This window comes from Streptomyces sp. NPDC055103 (assembly GCF_053607625.1).
On the sequence record NZ_JBSGTX010000054.1, the window covers coordinates 2,775 to 22,829 of the forward strand.

At 71.2% G+C, this 20,055-nt stretch carries 16 protein-coding genes and 1 other RNA gene; 2 read left to right on the forward strand and 15 right to left on the reverse strand.

The features are described 5' to 3' along the window. Positions 1-116: 116 nt before the first annotated feature. The 6 genes from ACWFR1_RS28645 to ACWFR1_RS28670 all read right to left on the reverse strand — a co-directional run bounded on the left by ACWFR1_RS28645 (position 117) and on the right by ACWFR1_RS28670 (position 8,892). Positions 117-398, reverse strand: coding sequence for an HU family DNA-binding protein (locus ACWFR1_RS28645; protein WP_017237029.1), 282 nt, complete (start codon positions 396-398; stop codon positions 117-119). Between the two features lie 382 nt (positions 399-780). Next, positions 781-2,205, reverse strand: a complete 1,425-nt coding sequence (locus ACWFR1_RS28650) for a malic enzyme-like NAD(P)-binding protein (protein WP_453556026.1) — start codon at positions 2,203-2,205, stop codon at positions 781-783. A 433-nt stretch (positions 2,206-2,638) separates the two neighbouring features. Next, entirely contained in the window at positions 2,639-4,987 is a 2,349-nt protein-coding gene (locus ACWFR1_RS28655; protein ID WP_453556029.1) for a HelD family protein, read from the reverse strand. A 177-nt stretch (positions 4,988-5,164) separates the two neighbouring features. Then, on the reverse strand, positions 5,165-6,304 hold the full coding sequence (locus ACWFR1_RS28660; RefSeq protein WP_453556032.1) for a uroporphyrinogen-III synthase: 1,140 nt from the start codon (positions 6,302-6,304) through the stop codon (positions 5,165-5,167). Positions 6,305-6,388: 84 nt separating this feature from the next. Continuing rightward, a complete protein-coding gene (locus tag ACWFR1_RS28665) occupies positions 6,389-7,756 on the reverse strand; it encodes a nitrate/nitrite transporter (protein WP_453556035.1) in 1,368 nt (455 codons plus the stop codon). A 164-nt stretch (positions 7,757-7,920) separates the two neighbouring features. After that, positions 7,921-8,892 carry a LysR family transcriptional regulator gene (locus ACWFR1_RS28670; protein ID WP_453556038.1) on the reverse strand — a complete coding sequence of 324 codons (972 nt, stop codon included), beginning with the start codon at positions 8,890-8,892 and terminating at the stop codon, positions 7,921-7,923. 83 nt (positions 8,893-8,975) lie between these two features. Between ACWFR1_RS28670 and ACWFR1_RS28675 the strand changes: the two genes are divergently transcribed. After that, positions 8,976-10,247 (forward strand): MFS transporter, encoded by a 1,272-nt coding sequence (locus ACWFR1_RS28675; protein ID WP_453556041.1) that lies wholly within the window; start codon positions 8,976-8,978, stop codon positions 10,245-10,247. Positions 10,248-10,309: 62 nt separating this feature from the next. On the opposite strand, the gene ACWFR1_RS28680 is transcribed toward ACWFR1_RS28675, so the two are convergent. The 6 genes from ACWFR1_RS28680 to ftsE all read right to left on the reverse strand — a co-directional run bounded on the left by ACWFR1_RS28680 (position 10,310) and on the right by ftsE (position 15,486). Continuing rightward, on the reverse strand, positions 10,310-11,383 hold the full coding sequence (locus tag ACWFR1_RS28680; protein WP_453556044.1) for a hypothetical protein: 1,074 nt from the start codon (positions 11,381-11,383) through the stop codon (positions 10,310-10,312). 152 nt (positions 11,384-11,535) lie between these two features. Further along, positions 11,536-11,928: a transfer-messenger RNA gene (gene ssrA / locus ACWFR1_RS28685) on the reverse strand. A 100-nt stretch (positions 11,929-12,028) separates the two neighbouring features. After that, positions 12,029-12,568, reverse strand: a complete 540-nt coding sequence (gene smpB, locus ACWFR1_RS28690) for an SsrA-binding protein SmpB (RefSeq protein ID WP_453556047.1) — start codon at positions 12,566-12,568, stop codon at positions 12,029-12,031. A gap of 18 nt (positions 12,569-12,586) precedes the next feature. Further along, positions 12,587-13,762, reverse strand: a complete 1,176-nt coding sequence (locus ACWFR1_RS28695) for a S41 family peptidase (protein WP_453556050.1) — start codon at positions 13,760-13,762, stop codon at positions 12,587-12,589. Between the two features lie 78 nt (positions 13,763-13,840). After that, on the reverse strand, positions 13,841-14,758 hold the full coding sequence (gene ftsX / locus ACWFR1_RS28700) for a permease-like cell division protein FtsX (RefSeq protein ID WP_453556053.1): 918 nt from the start codon (positions 14,756-14,758) through the stop codon (positions 13,841-13,843). Between the two features lie 38 nt (positions 14,759-14,796). Then, complete coding sequence (gene ftsE, locus ACWFR1_RS28705; RefSeq protein WP_024761477.1) at positions 14,797-15,486, reverse strand: cell division ATP-binding protein FtsE; 690 nt, start codon at positions 15,484-15,486, stop codon at positions 14,797-14,799. 235 nt (positions 15,487-15,721) lie between these two features. Between ftsE and ACWFR1_RS28710 the strand changes: the two genes are divergently transcribed. Then, positions 15,722-15,904 (forward strand): hypothetical protein, encoded by a 183-nt coding sequence (locus ACWFR1_RS28710; RefSeq protein ID WP_453556057.1) that lies wholly within the window; start codon positions 15,722-15,724, stop codon positions 15,902-15,904. Positions 15,905-16,041: 137 nt separating this feature from the next. Here ACWFR1_RS28710 and ACWFR1_RS28715 read toward each other — a convergent pair whose 3' ends face one another. The 3 genes from ACWFR1_RS28715 to ACWFR1_RS28725 all read right to left on the reverse strand — a co-directional run bounded on the left by ACWFR1_RS28715 (position 16,042) and on the right by ACWFR1_RS28725 (position 19,945). Next, positions 16,042-17,103 carry a hypothetical protein gene (locus ACWFR1_RS28715; protein WP_453556060.1) on the reverse strand — a complete coding sequence of 354 codons (1,062 nt, stop codon included), beginning with the start codon at positions 17,101-17,103 and terminating at the stop codon, positions 16,042-16,044. A 401-nt stretch (positions 17,104-17,504) separates the two neighbouring features. Continuing rightward, a complete protein-coding gene (gene prfB / locus ACWFR1_RS28720) occupies positions 17,505-18,608 on the reverse strand; it encodes a peptide chain release factor 2 (protein WP_453556063.1) in 1,104 nt (367 codons plus the stop codon). An 86-nt stretch (positions 18,609-18,694) separates the two neighbouring features. After that, positions 18,695-19,945, reverse strand: a complete 1,251-nt coding sequence (locus ACWFR1_RS28725) for a serine/threonine-protein kinase (RefSeq protein ID WP_453556066.1) — start codon at positions 19,943-19,945, stop codon at positions 18,695-18,697. Positions 19,946-20,055: the final 110 nt, after the last annotated feature.

Sequence of the window (20,055 nt, forward strand, 5' to 3'; positions counted from 1 at the left end):
GGCTCTCGCGCGCCCGCCGGGCCCCCCGGGGCCCCTAACACCCCCTTCTGCGCCCCAACCGCACGGGCGCCCCCCCCCTCACTGGGGGCCCCCCCTTCCTGCGCCTACAGGCTGCCTTACTTGCCCTTGGCGGCTTCCTTGAGCTTCGAGCCCGCGGAGACCTTCACGCTGTAGCCGGCCGGGATGTTGATCGGGTCGCCGGTCTGCGGGTTACGAGCGGTGCGAGCGGCACGGTGGGTGCGCTCGAAGGTCAGGAAGCCGGGGATGGTGACCTTCTCGTCGCCCTTGGCGACGACCTCACCGACGGTCTCGGCGAGAGCGGCCAGCACGGCGTCGGCGTCCTTGCGGGTCACCTCGGCGCGGTCGGCCAGGGCGGCCACCAGCTCACTGCGGTTCATGTTGTTACTCCCGTGTTCTTCTTGCCTGTGAGGCGTGCCACGCGGCGGAAGCCGCGTGATTGGGTACAGCGAAGCCGATGCTGCCAGGGCCTTCGGACAGTCCCCGGACCCGGGTCTAATGACAGACCCTCGCGCCCAAACACGCATCCTGCCCCCACCAGCGGCGGGAACGCCAATCCGGCACCCCCCGGGGTCACACGAAAAGCGCCGGAGCCCCGTAGTGGTGACGTTCCGTCGACTCCACGAATTCCGTGCGGAGCCGAAAAGCCACCCTAAAGGCGGGTTTGCGGCATCGCGAATCGCGACGCGCCGTCAGCGCGTGCCCGACGCACGCCTGACGCGCGCTCGACACATGTGGTCGGCGCGCGCCCGGCGCGTACGGTCAGAGCCCGTTCGAGCCCGTGCCCGCCGCCTTGGCCGCGGTGCGCACCGCTCCCGCGACCGCGCCCGCGACCTTGTCGTTGAAGACCGACGGGATGATGTAGTTCGGGTTCAGCTCGTCCTCGGTGACGACGTCGGCGAGGGCCGAGGCCGCCGCCAGCATCATCTCCGTGTTGACGGTACGGGACTGGGCGTCCAGCAGGCCGCGGAAGACACCCGGGAAGACCAGGACGTTGTTGATCTGGTTCGGGAAGTCCGAGCGGCCCGTGGCGACGACGGCGGCCGTCTGGCGCGCGGCGGCCGGGTCGACCTCCGGGTCGGGATTCGCGAGCGCGAACACGATGGCGTCCTCCGCCATGGCGGCGACGTCCTCCGCGCCCAGCAGGTTCGGGGCCGAGACGCCGATGAAGACGTCCGCGCCGACGACGGCCTGCTTGAGGGTGCCGGTGACGCCCTCGGGGTTGGTGTTGTCGGCGATCCAGCGCAGCGGCGAGTCGGCCGACGCGTCCACGAGGTCCGCGCGGTCCGCGTGGACGACGCCCTGGATGTCGGCGACGACGGCGTGCTTGACGCCCGCCGCGATGAGCAGCTTGAGGATGGCCGTACCGGCCGCGCCCGCGCCGGACATGACGACCCGTACGTCACCGACGCCCTTGCCCACCACGCGCAGCGCGTTGGTGAGGGCGGCGAGGACGACGATGGCCGTGCCGTGCTGGTCGTCGTGGAAGACGGGGATGTCGAGGGCCTCGCGCAGCCGGGCCTCGATCTCGAAGCAGCGGGGCGCGGAGATGTCCTCGAGGTTGATGCCCGCGAAGCCGGGGGCGATCGCCTTGACGATCGCGACGATCTCGTCGGTGTCCTGCGTGTCGAGGCAGATCGGCCAGGCGTCGATGCCGGCGAAGCGCTTGAAGAGGGCGGCCTTGCCCTCCATGACCGGCAGGGAGGCCATGGGCCCGATGTTGCCGAGGCCGAGGACGGCGGAGCCGTCGGTCACGACCGCGACGGAGTTGCGCTTGATGGTGAGGCGGCGCGCGTCCTCGGGGTTCTCGGCGATCGCCATGCACACCCGGGCGACGCCCGGGGTGTAGATCATGGAGAGGTCGTCACGGTTGCGGATGGGGTGCTTCGACGCCATCTCGATCTTGCCGCCGAGGTGCATCAGGAACGTACGGTCGGAGACCTTGCCGAGGACGACACCCTCGATGGTGCGCAGCTGCTCGACGATCTCGTCGGCGTGCGCGGTCGAGGTCGCGGCGATGGTGACGTCGATACGGAGCTTCTCGTGGCCGGAGGCGGTCACGTCGAGGCCGGTGACGGATCCGCCGTGGGACTCCACCGCCGTGGTGAGCTGGGAGACCGCGGTTCCGCTCGCGGGAACCTCCAGCCGGACCGTCATCGAGTACGAGACGCTGGGCGCCGTTGCCATGGCCGAGTTCCTCTGCTTTCCCTGAGCTTCGTTGCTACGCCGCCCCGGCTGGTTGCCTGGCGGCGCCCTCCGATGGTCGCACCTACCTGCCGGTAGCAGGTAATGCGGTCATTTTGTTTTCGGAAAGTAGTTTCCACCATACGAGAAGCGCTGGGGAAACAGAAGAGGCTCCAGTCACGGGAGGTGACTGAAGCCTCAACTTTGTGCGTACGTCTAAGTGGCACCGACCCGCCATGCTCGCCTCGCGGCAAGTGGTCCCTCAAAGGGACGAAGGTTGGGCCCGGGGGCTTGGATCGAGCCGGTGCCACGACAAGGCTAACAAACCACCCTCGATAGTGATTCCAGCGCCACAGGTTGACCGGAAATCGGCCCCCGGACGCCCCGGGGGCCACCCTTCCGGCTGGGCCCCCGGCCGTGATCCGCCGGACAGGGCCTAGTCCCGCAGCAGGTCCGGCACGCCTGCCTCGTCCGGCATGTCCCCCGGCCCCGCGACCACCGTGAGCTGCTGCGTCGCACGCGTCAGCGCCACGTAGAGCACCCGCAGACCGGCCGGGGACTCGTCCGCGATCTCGGCGGGCGAGACGACGACCGTCGCGTCGTACTCCAGGCCCTTCGCCTCCAGGGAGCCGAGCGCCACCACCCGGTCGCCCAGCTCGGCGAGCCAGCGGGCGGCCTCCGCGCGCCGGTTCATGGCGACGACGACGCCGACGGTGCCCTCGACCCGCTCCAGGAGCAGGGCCGCCTCGGACCGTACGGTTTCGGCCAGATCGGCCTTCCCCGAAGTCTCCTGAACCGGGACGAAGCGGGGCTCGACGCCCGTCGAGCGGACCGCGCGCGGCGATTCCTTGCCCGGCATGGCGAGGGCGAGCACCTTGGCGGCGAGCTCGGCGATCTCCGCCGGGTTCCGGTAGTTCACGGTCAGCTCGAAGCGGCGCCGCGGCCGGCTGCCGAGGGCCTCGTCCCGGGCCTCCGCGGCCTCGTCGGGATCCGACCAGGAGGACTGCGCCGGGTCGCCGACGACCGTCCAGGTGGCGTGCCGGCCGCGCCGCCCGACCATCCGCCACTGCATGGGCGTGAGGTCCTGCGCCTCGTCGACGATGACGTGCGCGTACTCGGTGCGCTCGGCGGCGAGCCGCTCGGCCCGCTCGCGCTGCGTCTCCTCGCGTACGGGCATGAGCTCTTCCAGGCCCGAGAGCTGGTCCAGCGGGTCGTACTCCCGCTTCTTGCGCGGCCTGGCCGGGGCGCCGACCAGGGTGCTCAGCTCGTCGAGGAGCGCCACGTCGTGGACGGAGAGCTCGCGGCGGCGCAGCGAGCGGGCGAGCCGCCGCACCTCACCCGGGTTGAGGATCCGGCGGGCCCAGCGGCCGAGCCGCCGCTCGTCGGCCATCGCGTCGAGCACCCCGCGCGGGGTGAGCTCGGGCCACCAGGCGTCGAGGAAGCCGAGGAAGGAGTCCTCGGTGGAGACGTCCTCGTCGAAGGAGGAGCGCAGCTCGGCCGCGAGCTCGGGGTCGCTGTGCCGGCCGACGGCGCCCGACCTGGCGTACAGCGCGTCGAGGAGCAGCCGGCGGGCGCGCGGGCGCAGCAGGTTGACGGGGGCGGTGCCGCCCAGGACGTTGTGGCGGATGCGCCGGAGGTCCTCGGCCTCCAGCTCGATCCGGCGGCCGAAGGCGACGACCCGGAGCCGGGTGGGCGTCCCGGTGGGCGCGCCGGGCTCCTCGCCGAACTCCAGCTGGTCCCCGGCGGGCTGCCGGGGCGCCGGGGTCTCCAGGGCGCCCCTGGCGGCCTTCCGCAGCACGTGGAGCATGCGGGAGGAGCCCTTGATCCGGGCGACGGCCGGATCGTCGTAGGCGGTGGCCTCGGCGCCGTCGACCAGCGAGCCGACGGCGCGGATCGCGACCTGGCCCTCCTCGCCGAGGGAGGGCAGGACGCCCTCGGTGTACGAGACGAGGAGCGGGGTCGGCGAGACGATGAGGATGCCGCCCGCGTACCGCCGCCGGTCCTGGTAGAGCAGGTAGGCCGCGCGGTGCAGGGCGACGGCGGTCTTGCCGGTGCCGGGGCCGCCCTCCACGTACGTGACGGAGGCGGCGGGCGCGCGGATGACGAGGTCCTGCTCCGCCTGGATGGAGGAGACGATGTCCCGCATGGTGTGGCTGCGGGCCTGGCCGAGGGCGGCCATGAGGGCGCCGTCGCCGATCACGGGCAGCTCGCGGCCTTCGAGGGTGGCCCGCAGCTCGGGGCGCATCAGGTCGTCCTCGACGCCGAGGACCCGGCGGCCCTTGGAGCGGATGACGCGCCGACGCACGACCCGGCCCGGGTCGACGGGCGTCGACCGGTAGAAGGGCGCGGCGGCGGGCGCCCGCCAGTCGATCACCAAGGGCGAGTAGTCGGAGTCGAGGACGCCGATCCGCCCGATGTGGAGGGTCTCGCCGATGTCGGCGGTGTTGTCCGGACGGACGGCGTCCTCGGCGGGCTCCACGGAGGTGTAGGCGCCGTCGGGCCCCCTCTTGCCGTCCTTGCCGTACAGCAGGTCGATCCGCCCGAAGAGGAAGTCCTCGAACTCGTTGTTGAGCCTGTTGAGGTGGATGCCGGCGCGGAAGACCTGGGCGTCGCGCTCGGCGAGGGCGCCGGGCGTGCCGACCTGCCCCCGCTGAGCGGCGTCGTTCATCAGGAACTCCGCTTCGTGGATCTTCTCCTCCAGCCGGCGGTAGACCTGATCCAGATGTTCCTGCTCGACGCCGATCTCACGGTCTCTGACCGTGTCCACGGCTTCCTGCGCGGCCACCTAAGGCCCCCTTCTGACGTGCACTGGGCAGCCGTCGAGCGTACGCCACCGGAAGGCACCGTGTCAGGCGCGATCACCGTTCACGCGCGGGGAGCTCGGAAAGCGGGGCGCCGGGCCGCCGTGCGGAAGCCGCTGGAAGGGGCCCAGATGAGGCCCTGAAGGGGGTCCTGAAGGGTCCTAAAGGGTGTCGTACTTGTCGTCCGCCGCCGGGTCGAGGGCCAGGCGGTAGCCGCGCTTGACGACGGTCTGGATCAGTTTCGGGGTGCCGAGCGCCGTCCGGAGGCGGGCCATGGCCGTCTCCACCGCGTGCTCGTCGCGCCCCGCGCCGGGCAGCGCGCGCAGCAGGTCGGCCCGGGAGACCACCCAGCCGGGGCGGCGGGCGAGCAGCCCCAGGAGGGCCATTCCGGCGGGCGGGACGGGGCGCAGGCCGCCGTCGACGAGGACCGCGTGGCCGCGGACCTCCACCCGGTGGCCGGCGACCGGCAGGACCTGGGAGCGGGCCGGGAGCTCCGTGCAGAGGAGCTGGACGAGCGGGCCGAGCCGGAAGCGTTCGGGCTGGTACGTGTCGATGCCCTCGGTCTGGAGCGGGAGGGCCGTCACGGGGCCCACGCAGACCGTCAGGACGTCGTGCCGGAGCGCGGCGACGAGTTCCTCCCGTACGCCCTTCTCCGCCGCCCTGGAGAGCAGGGAGGCGGCGGCCGGGGCGCTGGTGAAGGTCACCGCGTCCAGGCTGCCGGAGAGGGTCGCGTCGAGGAGCCGGTCCAGGGGGCCGGTGTCCTCCGGGGCCATCCAGCGGTAGACGGGGACGACGACGACCTCGGCGCCGCCGGCCGTGAGGGCCTCCACGAAGCCGGGGAGCGGCTCCCCGTGCAGCTGGAGGGCGACGCGCCGGCCGGTGACGCCCTCGGCGAGGAGCCGGTCGAGGACCTCGGCCATGGACTCCGACGAGGGCGACCAGGACTCGGTGAGTCCGGCGGCCCGTACGGCGCCCTTGACCTTCGGGCCGCGGGCGAGGAGCTCGACCTCCCGCAGGACGGCGAGGAGTTCCTCGCCGTACCCCCAGCCGTCGGCGGCCTCGACCCAGCCCCGGAAGCCGATCGCCGTGGTGGCGACGACGACGTCCGGGGCGTGGGCGATGAGTTCCTTGGTGGCGGCCAGGAGCTCGGTGTCGTCCGCGAGGGGCACGATCCGCAGGGCGGGGCCGTGGACGACGGCCGCGCCGCGCCGGCGCAGCAGCGCGATGAGTTCGTCCGCGCGCCGCGCCGCGGTGACGCCGACCGTGAAGCCGGCGAGGGGGCCGTGTTCTTGCTCGTCCATGGGCCCAGAGCCTGACGGGGGTGCGTGACGGACTCGGTTCGCCCGTATTTCCTGGTCGTTACGGTCCTCGCCTGGCATGGTTGGTCACACCTTCGCGTATCCGGACCGGGGCGCCACGTCCGCGACCGCCTCCGTGACCCCCTCGGCGGTCTCGGGCACGGCCGACGGCCGGCGAAGGTATACCGCCCAGGTGACGACGATGCAGGCCGCGTAGAAGGCGAGGAAGGCGACGAAGGCGCCGGTGCCGGTGCCGGCGGTCTGGAAGGACTGGCGGAAGGCGAGGTTGATGCCGAGCCCGCCGAGCGCGCCGACGGCCCCGATGAGGCCCATGGAGGCCCCGGAGAGCCGCCGCCCGTAGGCCTCGGCCGCCTCCCCGGAGAGGCCCTTGCGGTGCCCCTGGGCGAGGAAGATCGCCGGGATCATCTTGTACGTGGAGCCGTTGCCGAGGCCGGTGAGGACGAAGAGGCCGATGAAGCCGACGAGGAAGACGGCGAGCGACTCGACGACGGAGGCGTAGATCACGACTCCGGTCGCGGCGGACATCGCCGCAAAGGTCCACAGGGTGATGCGGGCGCCGCCGTGCCGGTCGGCGAGGGAGCCGCCGACGGGCCGGATGAGGGAGCCGAGGAGCGGGCCGATGAAGGTGAGCGAGGCGGCCTGGAGCGGGGTGCGTCCGAACTGGGTCTGGAGCACGAGCCCGAAGGCGAAGCTGTAGCCGATGAAGGAGCCGAAGGTGCCGATGTAGAGGAAGGACATGATCCAGGTGTGCCTGGCCCGGACGGCCTCCTTCGCGGCCCCGGTGTCGTTCTTCACAGGAGTGAGGTTGTCCATGAAGAACGCGCAGCACACGGCGGCGACGACGATCAGGGGCAGGTAGATGCCGAGCACGATCCTCGGGTGCATGGCCCCGGCGGTGCCGATGACGAGCAGGCCGATGAGCTGGACGACGGGGACGCCGATGTTGCCGCCGCCCGCGTTGAGCCCGAGCGCCCAGCCCTTCTTCCGCAGCGGGAAGAAGGCGTTGATGTTCGTCATGGAGGAGGCGAAGTTGCCGCCGCCGACGCCGGTGAGCGCGGCCACCAGGACGAACGTCGTGTACGAGGTGCCCGGCTCCATCACCACGAAGGCGAAGCCGGCCGGCAGCAGGAGCAGCAGGGCGCTGAAGACGGTCCAGTTTCGGCCGCCGTAACGGGCGACGGCGAAGGTGTACGGGATCCGGATCAGCGCGCCGACGAGGGTCGCGGTCGCGATCAGGAAGAACTTGCCGGCCGGGTCGATTCCGTACTGCGGCCCCATGAAGAGCACCATCACCGACCACAGGCTCCAGATCGAGAAGCCGATGTGCTCGGAGAGCACGGAGAAGAGCAGATTCCGCCGTGCGATCCGCTCCCCCTTCTCACGCCAGAAGGTCTCGTCCTCCGGCTCCCACCGTTCGATCCACCGGCCGCCCATGTCGTACCTCCGCGGTGTCGGGTCCTGAGGCGTCCACAGCCCCGGTCCTCCTGCCGCAGACGCTAGGGAGGCCGCGTTTCAGCCCGGTGCCGCGAGGTGACGGGGACGGAACCTTGCTCTCACCCGGCGCGCGCAGCTGCTGTGAGCGCCCCCATTCCGGCGGGTCAGCCGGGTATCCCCGGCTCCCCCTCCGGCAGCCAGGAGCCCGGGGGGCGGGTCGACCAGCCCTCGCGGGCGGCGATCTCCGCGGCGGCTGTCCGCAGGGCGTCCAGACCGGCGTGGCGCAGCCCCTTGCGCCACACCAGGCTCACGGGTGACAGGGGTACGGGGTCGACGAGCGGTCGGAGCACGCAGTCCGGCATGGGCGGGAAGTCGACGACGGCGAGGACCGGATGGCGGTGCTTGGCCATGATCCGGCGGAACTCCTCGTGTCCGACCGCGAGCGGCGCGGGCGCGGCGACCTCGATCCCGCGCCCGGCGAAGAGCCGCACGGCGAGGTCGGTCCACTCGGGCGTGCGGTCGTTGCCGGCGCCCGCGTAGATCCGCTCGCCCGCGAGGCCGGCGAGCGGGACCTCGGGGAGGGCGGCGAGCTCGTGGTCCTCGGGGAGGATCACGGCCATCCGCTCGTACCGCACGAACTGGCTGTCGAGCCGCGCCCTGAGCCCGTCGGCCAGTCCTCCGTACCGGCCGAAGGAGGTGTCGATCCGGCCGGCGAGGATCTCCCGCACGGCGCCGGTGAGTCCGCTCTCGTAGCGGGCCATCAGCTCGTGCTCGGGGGCGAGTTCACGGGCCCGGCGCAGGACGCGCTCGTGCGCGAGGCCGGGGGTGTTGAGGTCGACGAGGAGCGGCCGGGACGCGGCACGGAAGGCGTCGGTGAGCTCGTCGTGGGCGGCCAACACCCTTCGCGCGTACGGGAGGAGGCGTTCGCCGTCGGGGGTGAGAGCGACCTGCCGGGTGGTCCGTACGAAGAGCTCGGTGTCCAACTCCCGTTCCAGGCGCCGGATGTCACGGCTCAGAGCCTGCTGGGCGAGGTAGAGGCGGGCGGCGGCGCGGGTGAAGTGCAGCTCCTCGGCGACGGCGGTGAAGGCGCGCAGGAGGCGGGGATCGAGGTCGTACGAGGGGCCCGGGAAGGTCACCGACGCATTTAACAACACAGGTGCGTGAATGGCCACCGATCAGGTGTTGGACCCACCGGTACCGCGCCCGCGAACCTTGATCCATGCCGCAACCGGACCTCACCCTCACCCCGGCGGGCCCGGCCCTCGCCCCACGGTACGCCGAACGCCGAAGCGCCGAAGACCGAACCGCCACCCGCCGGACACCGCCCCGCAACCCCTACCTCCGCCTCTTCACTCACCCCGGCACCCGCGCCTTCACCGCCGGAAACCTGATCGCCCGGCTCCCGACGGGCATGTTCGGCGTGAGCGCCGTGATCATGATCGCGGGCCGCTACGACTCGTACGCCCTGGCCGGCTCGGTCACGGCCACCGGCCTGACCGCCGGGGCCCTGGCCGCCCCCTGGATCGCCCGGCTCGTCGACCGGTACGGCCAGGCCCGCGTCGCCGTCCCGGCCACGGCGTACGCGGTCCTCGGACACCTGGTCCTGCTCCTCTGCGTCCACGGGAAGGCCCCCGCCTGGACCCTCTTCCTCGTCGCCGCCGTCACCGCCACCGCCCCGAACACCGGCGGTATGTCCCGGGCCCGCTGGGCGCACCTCCTCAAGGACGACCCGAACGCCCTGCACACCGCCAACGCCTTCGAGCAGGCCGTCGACGAGCTCTGCTTCATGCTCGGCCCGGTGCTCGCCGCGCTCCTCTGCTCGACGCTCTTCCCGGAGGCGGGCACCCTCGTGGCGGCCGCGCTCTTCCTGGGCGGTGTCCTGCTCTTCGCCGCCCAGCGCTCCACGGAGCCCCCGATCGCCCCCCGCACCGCCGCCGGCTCCCCGCTGCGGACCCCCGGCATGGTGCCGCTGCTCGCGGTCTTCCTCGCCACCGGGGCGGTCTTCGGCTCGATGGAGGTGGTGACCCTGGCGTACGTGGACGGGCCCGTCGCCGGTCCCGTCCTCGCCCTCCAGGCCGCCGGCTCCTGCGCCGCGGGCCTCCTCTACGGCCGCGCCCGCCGCACCGCCCGGCTGCGCACCTGCCTGGCCGCGATGACCGTCCTCATGGCGATGCCGCTGCTCGCCGCCACGACCGGCTCCCTGCTCGCCCTCGCGGGCGGCCTGCTCGTGGCGGGCATGGCGACGGCTCCGACGATGGTCACGGGCATGGGCCTGGTCCAGCGCCTGACGCCCGCGTCCCGGCTCAACGAAGGCATGACGCTCGCGGTGACCGCGCTCCTCGCCGGCATCGCGGCGGGCTCCGCCACCGGCGGCTGGTCAGCCGACCACGCCCCCTTCCCCGCCTTCGGCTTCCTCGTCCCGATCGCGGCGGCGACCCTGGCGCTCGCCCTGTGCGCGGCGACCGGGGTGGGCCGCCGCGCACGGGCCTGACGAACGCGGGCCTGACGAACGCGGGGACGGTCAGCTCGGCCGCGGCGGCACCACCCGGGCGGTCAGCTCTGCCGCAGCGGCGGCATCGGCACCTGCACGCCGTACGCGGTCGCTCCCGCCCCGGCGCCGCCCGCGCATCCGTTGGGCTCCTGGGTGCCGAGGCCCCGGGTGGACGGCTTCTCGGCGGCCCAGAACATGTACCCGAGCAGCCCGGCCGTGGTGCCCGCGCCGTTCGGGGCCGCGTTCCGCACCCACTCGCCGGTGGCGTTCTGCAGCGAGTTCGCGAAGTCCGTGCACTCGGGCAGCGGACTGCGCCCGTACGCCAGGTACAGCCCCGCCGTGAACTTGGCGGGGGCCAGCGGGGCGACCGGCGGCGAGAACTGCGACTTGCCGTCGATGTGCTCCTGCCAGTTGGCGATGTGCGAGCTCGCCGAGGTGGGCCGGGCGGTCACCATGGCGTTGGCGTAGTCGAGCACGGGCGTGTCCGTGCGCAGCCAGTCGGCGGTGGCCTTGCGGTTGATGTCGATGAGCCAGCGGTCGCCGGCGGCCGTGTCGATGGTGAGCCGGGAGGCCGGCTTCGTACCGGAGGCGTCGTAGGCGTGGACCGACCGGTAGGCGTCGATGAAGGCCTGGAGCCCGGTGAGGTTCGGGCCGGTGTTCTGCTCGTAGTCGATCTCGATGCCGACGCCGAGGTCGGCGGCGACGGCTGCGGCGTTCAGCCCCAGCTGGGTGGCGTTCTCGGCGAGGGCCGTGTCCCACTCGTCGGTGTAGGTGATCCCGCCGATGGAGAGCATCACGCGGATCCCGCGCGAGGTGAAGTACTGGACGACGTCCCGGTTCATGCCGACGGGCACGCCGTTCGCGGTCGTCGCGTCGGTGGTGCGGCGCAGCAGCTTGAGCGGCTCGACGAAGCTGAGGACGACGAGGTTGACCGAGGGACGGCCGTCTCCCCGGTCGATCAGCCAGTGGTTCTTGGCGTCGAACTCGGCGAGGTCGCGGACGGTGCCCCACGTGCAGTAGTCGTCGCCGCAGTGCCAGGCCCCGTAGACCTGGACGGGTGCGGCGGCGGTGGCCGGCGTGGTGGGGACGAGGAGGGCGAAGAGCATGAGCAGGACCGCGAGGGGTCTGTGACGCATACGTACCTCCGGGGTTGCCGTGAGTGAGGGGGCGGCCCCGGCAGGGTGGCAGGTCCAGACCAAGTCGACAAGGGGGCGTACGTCTCCGGGGTCACGGCACGACAGAGGCCCGGCAGTCATGACGACTGCCGGGCCTCTGCCCAACATGGGATGAGTGGAGATGGCGGGAATCGAACCCGCGTCCAACGGTACGGAAACAGAGCTTCTCCGTGCGCAGTCCGCTACGAGTTTCTCAGCCCCGGAGATCACGCGGACAAGTCTCCGACGGGCTCAGTCACTGTTTGATTTCCTTCTCACCCCCGTGACCGGGGCGAGAAGTTTAGATCCCTAAATGACGCCAGGATCCGGGTCGGGACCACCCCCGGGCTGACGCTCCTCACAGAGGCTTCTTGTCGTTACCTAAAATTAGGCAGCGAGGGCGAAGCGGGAGTTATCGCTCTTGGAGTTGGCGATTATTGGTTGCGACATATGGTTAACGAGATCATTGCCGCTTCCTCGACACGCTTCCTCTGCATCGGCATCCGCTGTCGAAACCGATCATCCCCATGTTTTGTTTTCAAAGCGCGCACCCCTCGCGAGGTGTGCAAGACCCATCGTACGTGACCGACGGGCGCTGTCGCCAGCGTATTACCCGCGCCCGCGCCGTCAGCTGATCTTGGCCGCCCGCTCCCTGCGCTTGGCCGCCGCGATGGCCCGGTTCGTCTCGCGGGTGTCCTGCTGCTCACGCAGGGTCTGCCGCTTGTCGAACTCCTTCTTGCCCTTGGCGAGCGCGATCTCGACCTTGACCCGGCCGTTCAGGAAGTACAGCGCGAGGGGCACGATCGTGTGACCCGTCTCCTGCGACTTCGACTCCAGCTTGTCGATCTCCTCGCGGTGCAGGAGCAGCTTGCGCTTCCGCTTCGCCGAGTGGTTGGTCCAGCTGCCCTGCATGTACTCGGGCACATGGATGTTGTGCAGCCACGCCTCGTGCCGGTCGATCTGCACGAAGCCGTCGACCAGTGAGGCGCGGCCCATCCGCAGCGACTTCACCTCGGTGCCCGTGAGGACGAGACCGCACTCATAGGTGTCGACGATGTGGTAGTCGTGGCGCGCCTTCTTGTTCTGAGCGATGATCTTCCGCTCGGGCGCCTTGTCCTGGTTCTTCTTGGCAGGCTTGCCCTGCACGTTCACGAGTCCCTTTGCCATAGTGCGGCTATTTTCGCACTAAGAGCCCCCTCCGAGGCCACTCAATACCGTACGAGCCCGTTCCTCGGCCTTCTCCGCCGCCGTCAGGTCGGGCGTGATCCCGCGACCGTCCACCGCGTGCCCGGCCGGCGTGCGGTAGTGGCCGACGGTCAGCTCGGCCACGGAGCCGTCCGGCAGCGCGCTCGGCATCTGCACCGAGCCCTTGCCGAAGGTCCGCGAGCCGACCGTGACCGCCCGGCCCCGGTCCTGCAGGGCGCCGGTGAGCAGCTCGGCCGCGCTCATCGTGCCGCCGTCGATCAGCGCCACCAGGGGCCGGCCGGTATCGCCGCCCCCGTCCGCGTACACGGCCCGCTGCTCGCCCTCGACGTCGTACGTGGCGACCAGGCCGCCGTCGAGGAACGCGGAGGCGGCGACGGCGGCCTCCGCGACCAGTCCGCCGGAGTTGCCCCGCAGGTCCAGCAGGACCCCGGCGCCGGCCGGTGCGTCCCGTACCGCGTCCCGTACGCGCGCGCCCGCGCCCTTGGTGAAGGCGGCCACCTTGATCAGCACGGCCCCGTCGTCGAGGCGGCGGACGGTGACCGGGTCCGTCGCGAGCCGGGCCCGGTGCAGGGTCTCCGTCCAGGTGGCGCGGCCGCGCTCGACCCGGAGGGCGACGGCCGATCCGGGGACGCCGTCGCCGCGCAGCAGGGAGACGACCTCGGAGACGGAGAGCGCGCCGGCCGGGCGCCCGTCGACGGAGACGAGCCGGTCGCCGGCCCGGAGCCCGGCCCGCTCGGCGGGGCCGCCGGCCTGGACCCGGGTCACCTCGACCCCGCCACCGGCGGCGGCCCGCCTCGCGGAGAGCCCGACGCCCGTGTAGGCCCCGTCGAGGGCCTGCTCGAACTCGGCGTACTCCCTCTTGTCGTACACCGCGCCCCATCGGTCGCCGCTGCGGCTGACGAACTCCTCGGCGGCCTGCTTGCCGGACTTCCCGTCGGCCATGGCCGCGGCGGCGGCGCGGTTCAGGGCGGCGCGGTCGACCGTGGCCGCCGCACGGGCGGAATCCCGGGACTCCCCGTCCTCCGCGTCCCGCCGGGGCAGCGCCCCGGTAGCGGCCGCGGTGGCGAGGACACCGGTGAAGACCAACGTCAGAACGGCCCCACGGAGCACTCCGCGGGGCCGGATGCAGAAGCGGTGATCGGCGTCGGCCGGCATGGCGCCCACTCTAGGACAAGGCGATGGCGCCGCACGGGCTTTGCCCGTACGACGCCATTCGCCGTCAGTGGTGTCTTCTCACACCTTCAGGTACTTGCGCAGCGCGATGAACGCGGCAATGGCCGGCATGAGCAGACCGATGAGGAGCACGTACGGCAGCACGGCGAAGACGGCGTCCCAGCCGATGAAGTTGACCAGCTGCATCTTCTCGGCGAGCGCGATGCCGTGGTCGATGAGGAAGTACCGGCCGACCAGCAGGAGCACGCAGGCGAAGGCGGCACCGAGGAGTCCGGCGAACGCGGCCTCCATGATGAACGGCATCTGGATGTAGAAGCTGGACGCGCCGACGAGTCGCATGATGCCCGTCTCGCGGCGGCGGCTGAAGGCCGAGACGCGGACGGTGTTGACGATCAGCATCAGCGCGATGACCAGCATCAGGGCCATGACGCCGACGGCGGCGATGTTCATGCCGTTCATCAGGTCGAAGAGGTTCTGCAGGATGCCCCGCTGGTCCTGCACCGACTCGACGCCGTCACGGCCGGCGACGGCCGTGGCGACCACCTTGTACTTCTCCGGGTCCTTGAGCTTGACCCGGAACGACTCCTGCATCTGGTCCGGCGTGATGACGGACGCGATGGCGGTGTCGCTGTACTGCTCCTTGTAGTGCGCGAACGCCTCTTCGGCCGACTCGTGGTGGACGTTCTCCACGATGTCCATCTTCTTCAGATCGGCCTCGATCTGTTCCTTCTGCTGCTTCGTGACCGCGCCCTTGGCGCACTTGGGCGCGGTGGCCGCGTCGGTCTTGTTGCAGAGGAAGATGGAGACGTTGACCTTGTCGTACCAGTAGTCCTTCATCGTGCTGACCTGCTCGCGCATGAGCAGCGCGCCGCCGAAGAGGGCGAGCGAGAGGGCCACGGAGACGATGACGGCGAAGGTCATCGTCAGGTTGCGCCGGAGGCCGACGCCGATCTCGGAGAGCACGAACTGAGCGCGCATGGTGACTGCTTTCCCCTACCTGTTCTTCGCCGGCCCGCTCAGTGCTGGTAGCCGTAGACGCCGCGCGCCTGGTCGCGGACGAGGCGGCCCTTCTCGAGCTCGATGACGCGCTTGCGCATCTGGTCGACGATGTTCTGGTCGTGGGTCGCCATGACGACGGTGGTCCCTGTCCTGTTGATGCGGTCGAGCAGCTTCATGATGCCGACGGAGGTCTGCGGGTCGAGGTTGCCGGTGGGCTCGTCGGCGATCAGCAGCATCGGGCGGTTGACGAAGGCGCGGGCGATGGCCACGCGCTGCTGCTCACCACCGGAGAGCTCGCCGGGCCGCCGGTCCTCCTTGCCGCCGAGCCCGACCAGGTCGAGCACCTGCGGCACGGCCTTGCGGATCTCGCCGCGCGGCTTGCCGATGACCTCCTGGGCGAAGGCCACGTTCTCGGCGACGGTCTTGTTGGGGAGCAGGCGGAAGTCCTGGAAGACGGTGCCGAGCTGGCGCCGCATGTGCGGGACCTTCCAGTTGGAGAGCCGGGCCAGGTCCTTGCCGAGGACGTGCACCTGGCCTTGACTGGCGCGCTCCTCACGAAGGAGCAGCCGCAGGAAAGTCGACTTTCCGGAGCCGGACGAACCGACGAGGAAGACGAACTCCCCCTTCTCGATCTCCAGGGAGACATCCCGGAGCGCGGGGCGGTTCTGCTTCGGATAGGACTTGGAGACGTTGTCGAATCGGATCACGGATGCACCATGGTCGGCCGGGAGTAGGTGTGCGTGACCTTACGCGAACGGGGATGGCCCGCGCAGTCGCGGTCCTGGCTTGCGTGCTTTATCCTTTTCGCCCTTCCGGGCCGAAGGCGGGCGATCCGGTGGGGCGCGCCGAAACGTCGCGGAGCTGGCACAGTGGTAGGGGGAACGTCCGGGCCCCTCCGGCCGTTGTCCTGGTGTGGATCCCTGTGCGGGAGGAGGAGAGCGCATGACCTACGACCGACTGGTGTGCGCCAACTGCGCGGGCCCCGTAGCCGAGGGCCGATGCCGCGTCTGCCGCGCGAACCGCGAGCGCCTGACCCCTCAGGGGCTGAGTCCCGCGATGCTGCTGACGCTGGCGATCGCCCTGCTGGCCGCAATCGCCCTGCTCGCGGTGGTCCAGGCGGCCTAGGCCCGGCCGGACAGGGAGACGTCACGCGAAGCCGGAGCACGAGGAAGGGCCGGGGATGAGTTCCCCGGCCCTTCGTCATGCGTTGTACGTCATGCATTGTACGTCACGCGCCGTGCGTCACGCCCTGTGCGGGGCGATCAGACGGCGGCGCGGCCGCCGCCGACGAGACGCGGCAGCATACGGAAGCCGATGCCACCGGCGATCATGGTCGCGGCACCGATGACCAGGAACGAGGTCTCGGCCGCACCGGTCTCGGCGAGCTCTTCCTTCGCCTGACCCTGCTGCACGGGCTGCGAGCCGGCGTTGTTGGTGTCGGTGTTGTTGCCGGTGTCGACGCACTCGGCGCCGTCGAGGTCGACGGTGCAGGTGCCGGCGCCACCGTCGGTGGAGGAACCGCCGCCGGTGGTCGAGCCGCCGGTCGTGGTGGAGCCGCCGTCGGTGGAGGACCCACCGGTGGAGGAGGACCCACCGGTGCTGGAGGACCCGCCGGTGGAGCTGGCCGAGCCCGAGGCACCCGAGTTGCCCGAGTTGCCGGAGGAGCCCGACGTACCCGAGGTACCGGACGAGCCCGAGTTGCCGGACGTGCCCGACGTGCCCGACGAGCCGGACGAGGCGTTGCCACCGGTCTCGGAACCACCGGTCTCGCTGCCGCCGGTCTCAGAACCACCGGTCTCAGAACCACCAGTCTCAGAACCGCCGGTCTCAGAACCACCGGTCTCAGAACCGCCGGTCTCAGAACCACCAGTCTCAGAACCACCGGTCTCACTGCCACCGGTCTCAGAACCACCGGTCTCAGAACCACCGGTCTCAGAACCACCGGTCTCGGAACCACCGGTCTCGCTGCCGCCGGTCTCAGAACCACCGGTCTCGGAACCGCCGGTCTCGGAACCACCGGTCTCGGAACCACCAGTCTCAGAACCACCAGTCTCAGAACCACCGGTCTCAGAACCGCCGGTCTCGCTGCCGCCGGTCTCGCTGCCGCCGGTCTCAGAACCGCCGGACTCGCTGCCGCCGGTCTCGCAGACGCCACCCACCTCCTCGCAGGGGTCGTCGCCGAGAATGCCTGCGCTCAGGCTGGACACGCCACTCTCGGACCCGCCGACGGCCGTGGCGGCACCGGCCGCCGTCAGGGACGCACCGGCGATGATCACGGCGCTCGCCGCAACGCGCACCAAACGGACTCGCGTCTTGTTGGTCATCTGATCTGCTACCCCCAGTAGCTCATCTCGTCATGGGGCAGCGCTCGGGGGCCGCGACAGAGGCGGCTCACTGCTGGCCGGCCCCCGTTCGCACGCGCCCCAGAAATGCGCATGCCAGTACGCCACCCTTCCGAGTTTCCGATGAAGCGTCAAGGTCGTTGCGCGTGCGATGCCCGAAAGATCACGAACTGCCCCACATACAACGATGCAACTGTGACGTAAACCCAGAACTCCGGGCCCCGCAATGCCAGTTCCCTTGTCGACAAAGCACTTCGGCCACCGCGAATCCGCTTGCGCCAGCGAATCCGCTGACCGGACGGTAGTGACGGTAGTGACCGTACGGAACGACGACGGGCCCCGCACCGAAGAGGTGCGGGGCCCGAACGTACGGTGCCGTGGGGCTACTTGTCCTGCTGCTTGCGCCAGCGGATACCGGCCTCCAGGAAGCCGTCGATCTCGCCGTCCAGGACCGACTGCGGGTTGCCGACCTCGAACTCCGTACGGAGGTCCTTGACCATCTGGTACGGGTGGAGGACGTACGAGCGCATCTGGTTGCCCCAGGAGCTGCCGCTGTCCTTGAGCGCGTCCATCCGGGCGCGCTCCTCCTGGCGCTGACGCTCCAGGAGCTTGGCCTGGAGGACGTTCATGGCGCTCGCCTTGTTCTGGATCTGGGAGCGCTCGTTCTGGCAGGAGACCACGATGCCGGTCGGGAGGTGCGTGATGCGCACCGCCGAGTCGGTCGTGTTGACGCCCTGGCCGCCGGGGCCCGAGGCGCGGTAGACGTCGACGCGCAGCTCGGACTCGTCGATCTCGACGTGGTCGGAGGACTCGACGACGGGGAGGACCTCGACGCCCGCGAAGGACGTCTGGCGGCGGCCCTGGTTGTCGAAGGGCGAGATGCGGACCAGGCGGTGGGTGCCCTGCTCGACGGAGAGGGTGCCGTAGGCGTACGGCGTCTTCACGACGAAGGTGGTCGACTTGATGCCGGCCTCTTCGGCGTACGACGTCTCGTAGATCTCCGTCGGGTAGCCGTGGCGCTCCGCCCAGCGCAGGTACATGCGCTGGAGCCGCTCGGCGAAGTCGGAGGCATCGACGCCGCCGGCCTCGGCCCGGATGTTGACCAGGGCCTCGCGCTCGTCGTACTCGCCGGAGAGGAGCGTGCGGACCTCCATCTCGTCGAGGGCCTTGCGGACGGAGGTGAGCTCCGTCTCGGCCTCGGCGAGGGTGTCCTGGTCGTCCATCTCCTCGGCGAGCTCGAAGAGCACCGCGAGGTCGTCGATCCGCCCGCGCAGCGTCTCGGCCTTCCGGACCTCCGCCTGGAGGTGCGAAAGCTTGCTCGTGATCTTCTGCGCCGCCTCCGGGTCGTCCCAGAGGGACGGGGCCGCGGCCTGCTCTTCGAGCACGGCGATGTCGGCCCTCAGCTTCTCGAGGTCCAGGACGGCCTCGATCGACCCCATGGTCGAGGAGAGGGACTTCAGCTCTTCGGATACATCGACGACTGCCACGCGTCCAGCGTAACGGCTCCGGGCGAGGAGCCGAACCTTTGGCCGTCAGGGGGCGAGAGGCCCCCTGGGGGCCGTGCGCCCGCCCGCTACGGCTGGGAGGACTGCTTGGAGTCCTGCGGCGGCGCGTCACCGTCTCCGGAGACCGCCAGGTAGCCGCCGGCGCCGAGCGCTCCGGCGACCACGACCGCGGCGACGGCGAGGGTGATCCGGCGCTTGCGGACCACGCCCGCCTTGTGGCGGGCCGAGCCGGGGCGCCGGGCGCCCGCGGGGCGGGGTGCCCGGGCGGTGCCGAGGGGGCCGCCGGAGAGCTCGTCGGGGGCCGGGACGCGCATGGAGGTGTGGGTGTCGCGGTTGGAGTCGGCGGAGGCGCCGGGGACGAGCGGGACGGCGGCCCGCCGCGGGCCGGGCTCGCCGGTGCCCGTGCCGGTGGCGTACGCGTCCTCCTCGTACGGCTCCGCCGCGGACGCCGATGCCGGTTCCGCGTCGGGCTCGTCCACGTCCAGCGGCGGGATGCCCTTGAGCAGCGGCAGGACGTCCTTGAGGCGGGCGGCGAGCTCGGAGGCGCGCAGGCGGGAGGCGGGGGCCTTCGCCAGGCACTGCACGATCAGCTGCCACAGCTCCTCGGGGATGCCGGGGAGCGGGACGACGGTCTCGGTGACGTGGCGGCGCAGGACGGCGCCGGGGTGGCCGCCGCCGAAGGGCGTGAAGCCGGCGAGCAGCTCGTACAGGACGGTGGCGAGGGCGTAGATGTCGACGGCGGCGCGCGGCGGGAGGCCCTCGACGATCTCGGGGGCGAGGTAGTCGGGGGTGCCGATGATCCGGGTGGCCTTGGTGCGGCCGGGGGTGTCGATCAGCTTGGCGACGCCGAAGTCGGTGAGGAGGGCGGGGTGGGCGCCGCCCGGGCCGAGCGGGCCCTCCATGTCGAGCAGGATGTTCTCCGGCTTGACGTCCCGGTGGACGACGCCGGCGGCATGCGCGGCGGCCAGGGCGTCGGCGACGTCGGCGGTGATCGCGACGGCGGCCTCGGGGGCGAGCCGCCGCTCCCGGTCCAGGCGGGTGCGCAGGTCGGTGCCGCGCACGAGGTCCATGACGAGGGCGAGGTCGTTGCCGTCGACGACGAGGTCGCGGACCTTGACCACGCGGGGGTGGTCGAGGCCGAGCAGGGCGGTGCGCTCCTGGACGAAGCGGCCGACGAGTTCCTGGTCGGAGGCCAGGTCCTCGCGCAGCAGTTTGACGGCGACGGGCCCTTCGGGTCCCTCGCCGAGCCACACCGTTCCTGCGCTGCCCCGTCCGAGGATCTGGTGGGCGGTGTAGCGGCTGCCGATGTTCCGTGCCAAGACTGCTCCCTCAGCGGCTGCGGTTCGCGTCAAAGCTACGCGTCCGCAGCCGCCGGTCGTCACTTCCGAGGGGAAATCACCCTTCGGAAGTCGATAAATCGGCAGTATTA

Excerpts from the sequence above, each read along its gene's own strand:
- ACWFR1_RS28645 (WP_017237029.1), bottom strand. The coding sequence starts at position 398 with ATGAACCGCAGTGAGCTGGTGGCCGCCCTGGCCGACCGCGCCGAGGTG.
- ACWFR1_RS28650 (WP_453556026.1), bottom strand. The coding sequence starts at position 2,205 with ATGGCAACGGCGCCCAGCGTCTCGTACTCGATGACGGTCCGGCTGGAG.
- ACWFR1_RS28660 (WP_453556032.1), bottom strand. The coding sequence starts at position 6,304 with ATGGACGAGCAAGAACACGGCCCCCTCGCCGGCTTCACGGTCGGCGTC.
- ACWFR1_RS28665 (WP_453556035.1), bottom strand. The coding sequence starts at position 7,756 with ATGGGCGGCCGGTGGATCGAACGGTGGGAGCCGGAGGACGAGACCTTC.
- ACWFR1_RS28675 (WP_453556041.1), top strand. The coding sequence starts at position 8,976 with ATGCCGCAACCGGACCTCACCCTCACCCCGGCGGGCCCGGCCCTCGCC.
- ACWFR1_RS28680 (WP_453556044.1), bottom strand. The coding sequence starts at position 11,383 with ATGCGTCACAGACCCCTCGCGGTCCTGCTCATGCTCTTCGCCCTCCTC.
- smpB (WP_453556047.1), bottom strand. The coding sequence starts at position 12,568 with ATGGCAAAGGGACTCGTGAACGTGCAGGGCAAGCCTGCCAAGAAGAAC.
- ACWFR1_RS28695 (WP_453556050.1), bottom strand. The coding sequence starts at position 13,762 with ATGCCGGCCGACGCCGATCACCGCTTCTGCATCCGGCCCCGCGGAGTG.
- ftsX (WP_453556053.1), bottom strand. The coding sequence starts at position 14,758 with ATGCGCGCTCAGTTCGTGCTCTCCGAGATCGGCGTCGGCCTCCGGCGC.
- ACWFR1_RS28710 (WP_453556057.1), top strand. The coding sequence starts at position 15,722 with ATGACCTACGACCGACTGGTGTGCGCCAACTGCGCGGGCCCCGTAGCC.
- ACWFR1_RS28715 (WP_453556060.1), bottom strand. The coding sequence starts at position 17,103 with ATGACCAACAAGACGCGAGTCCGTTTGGTGCGCGTTGCGGCGAGCGCC.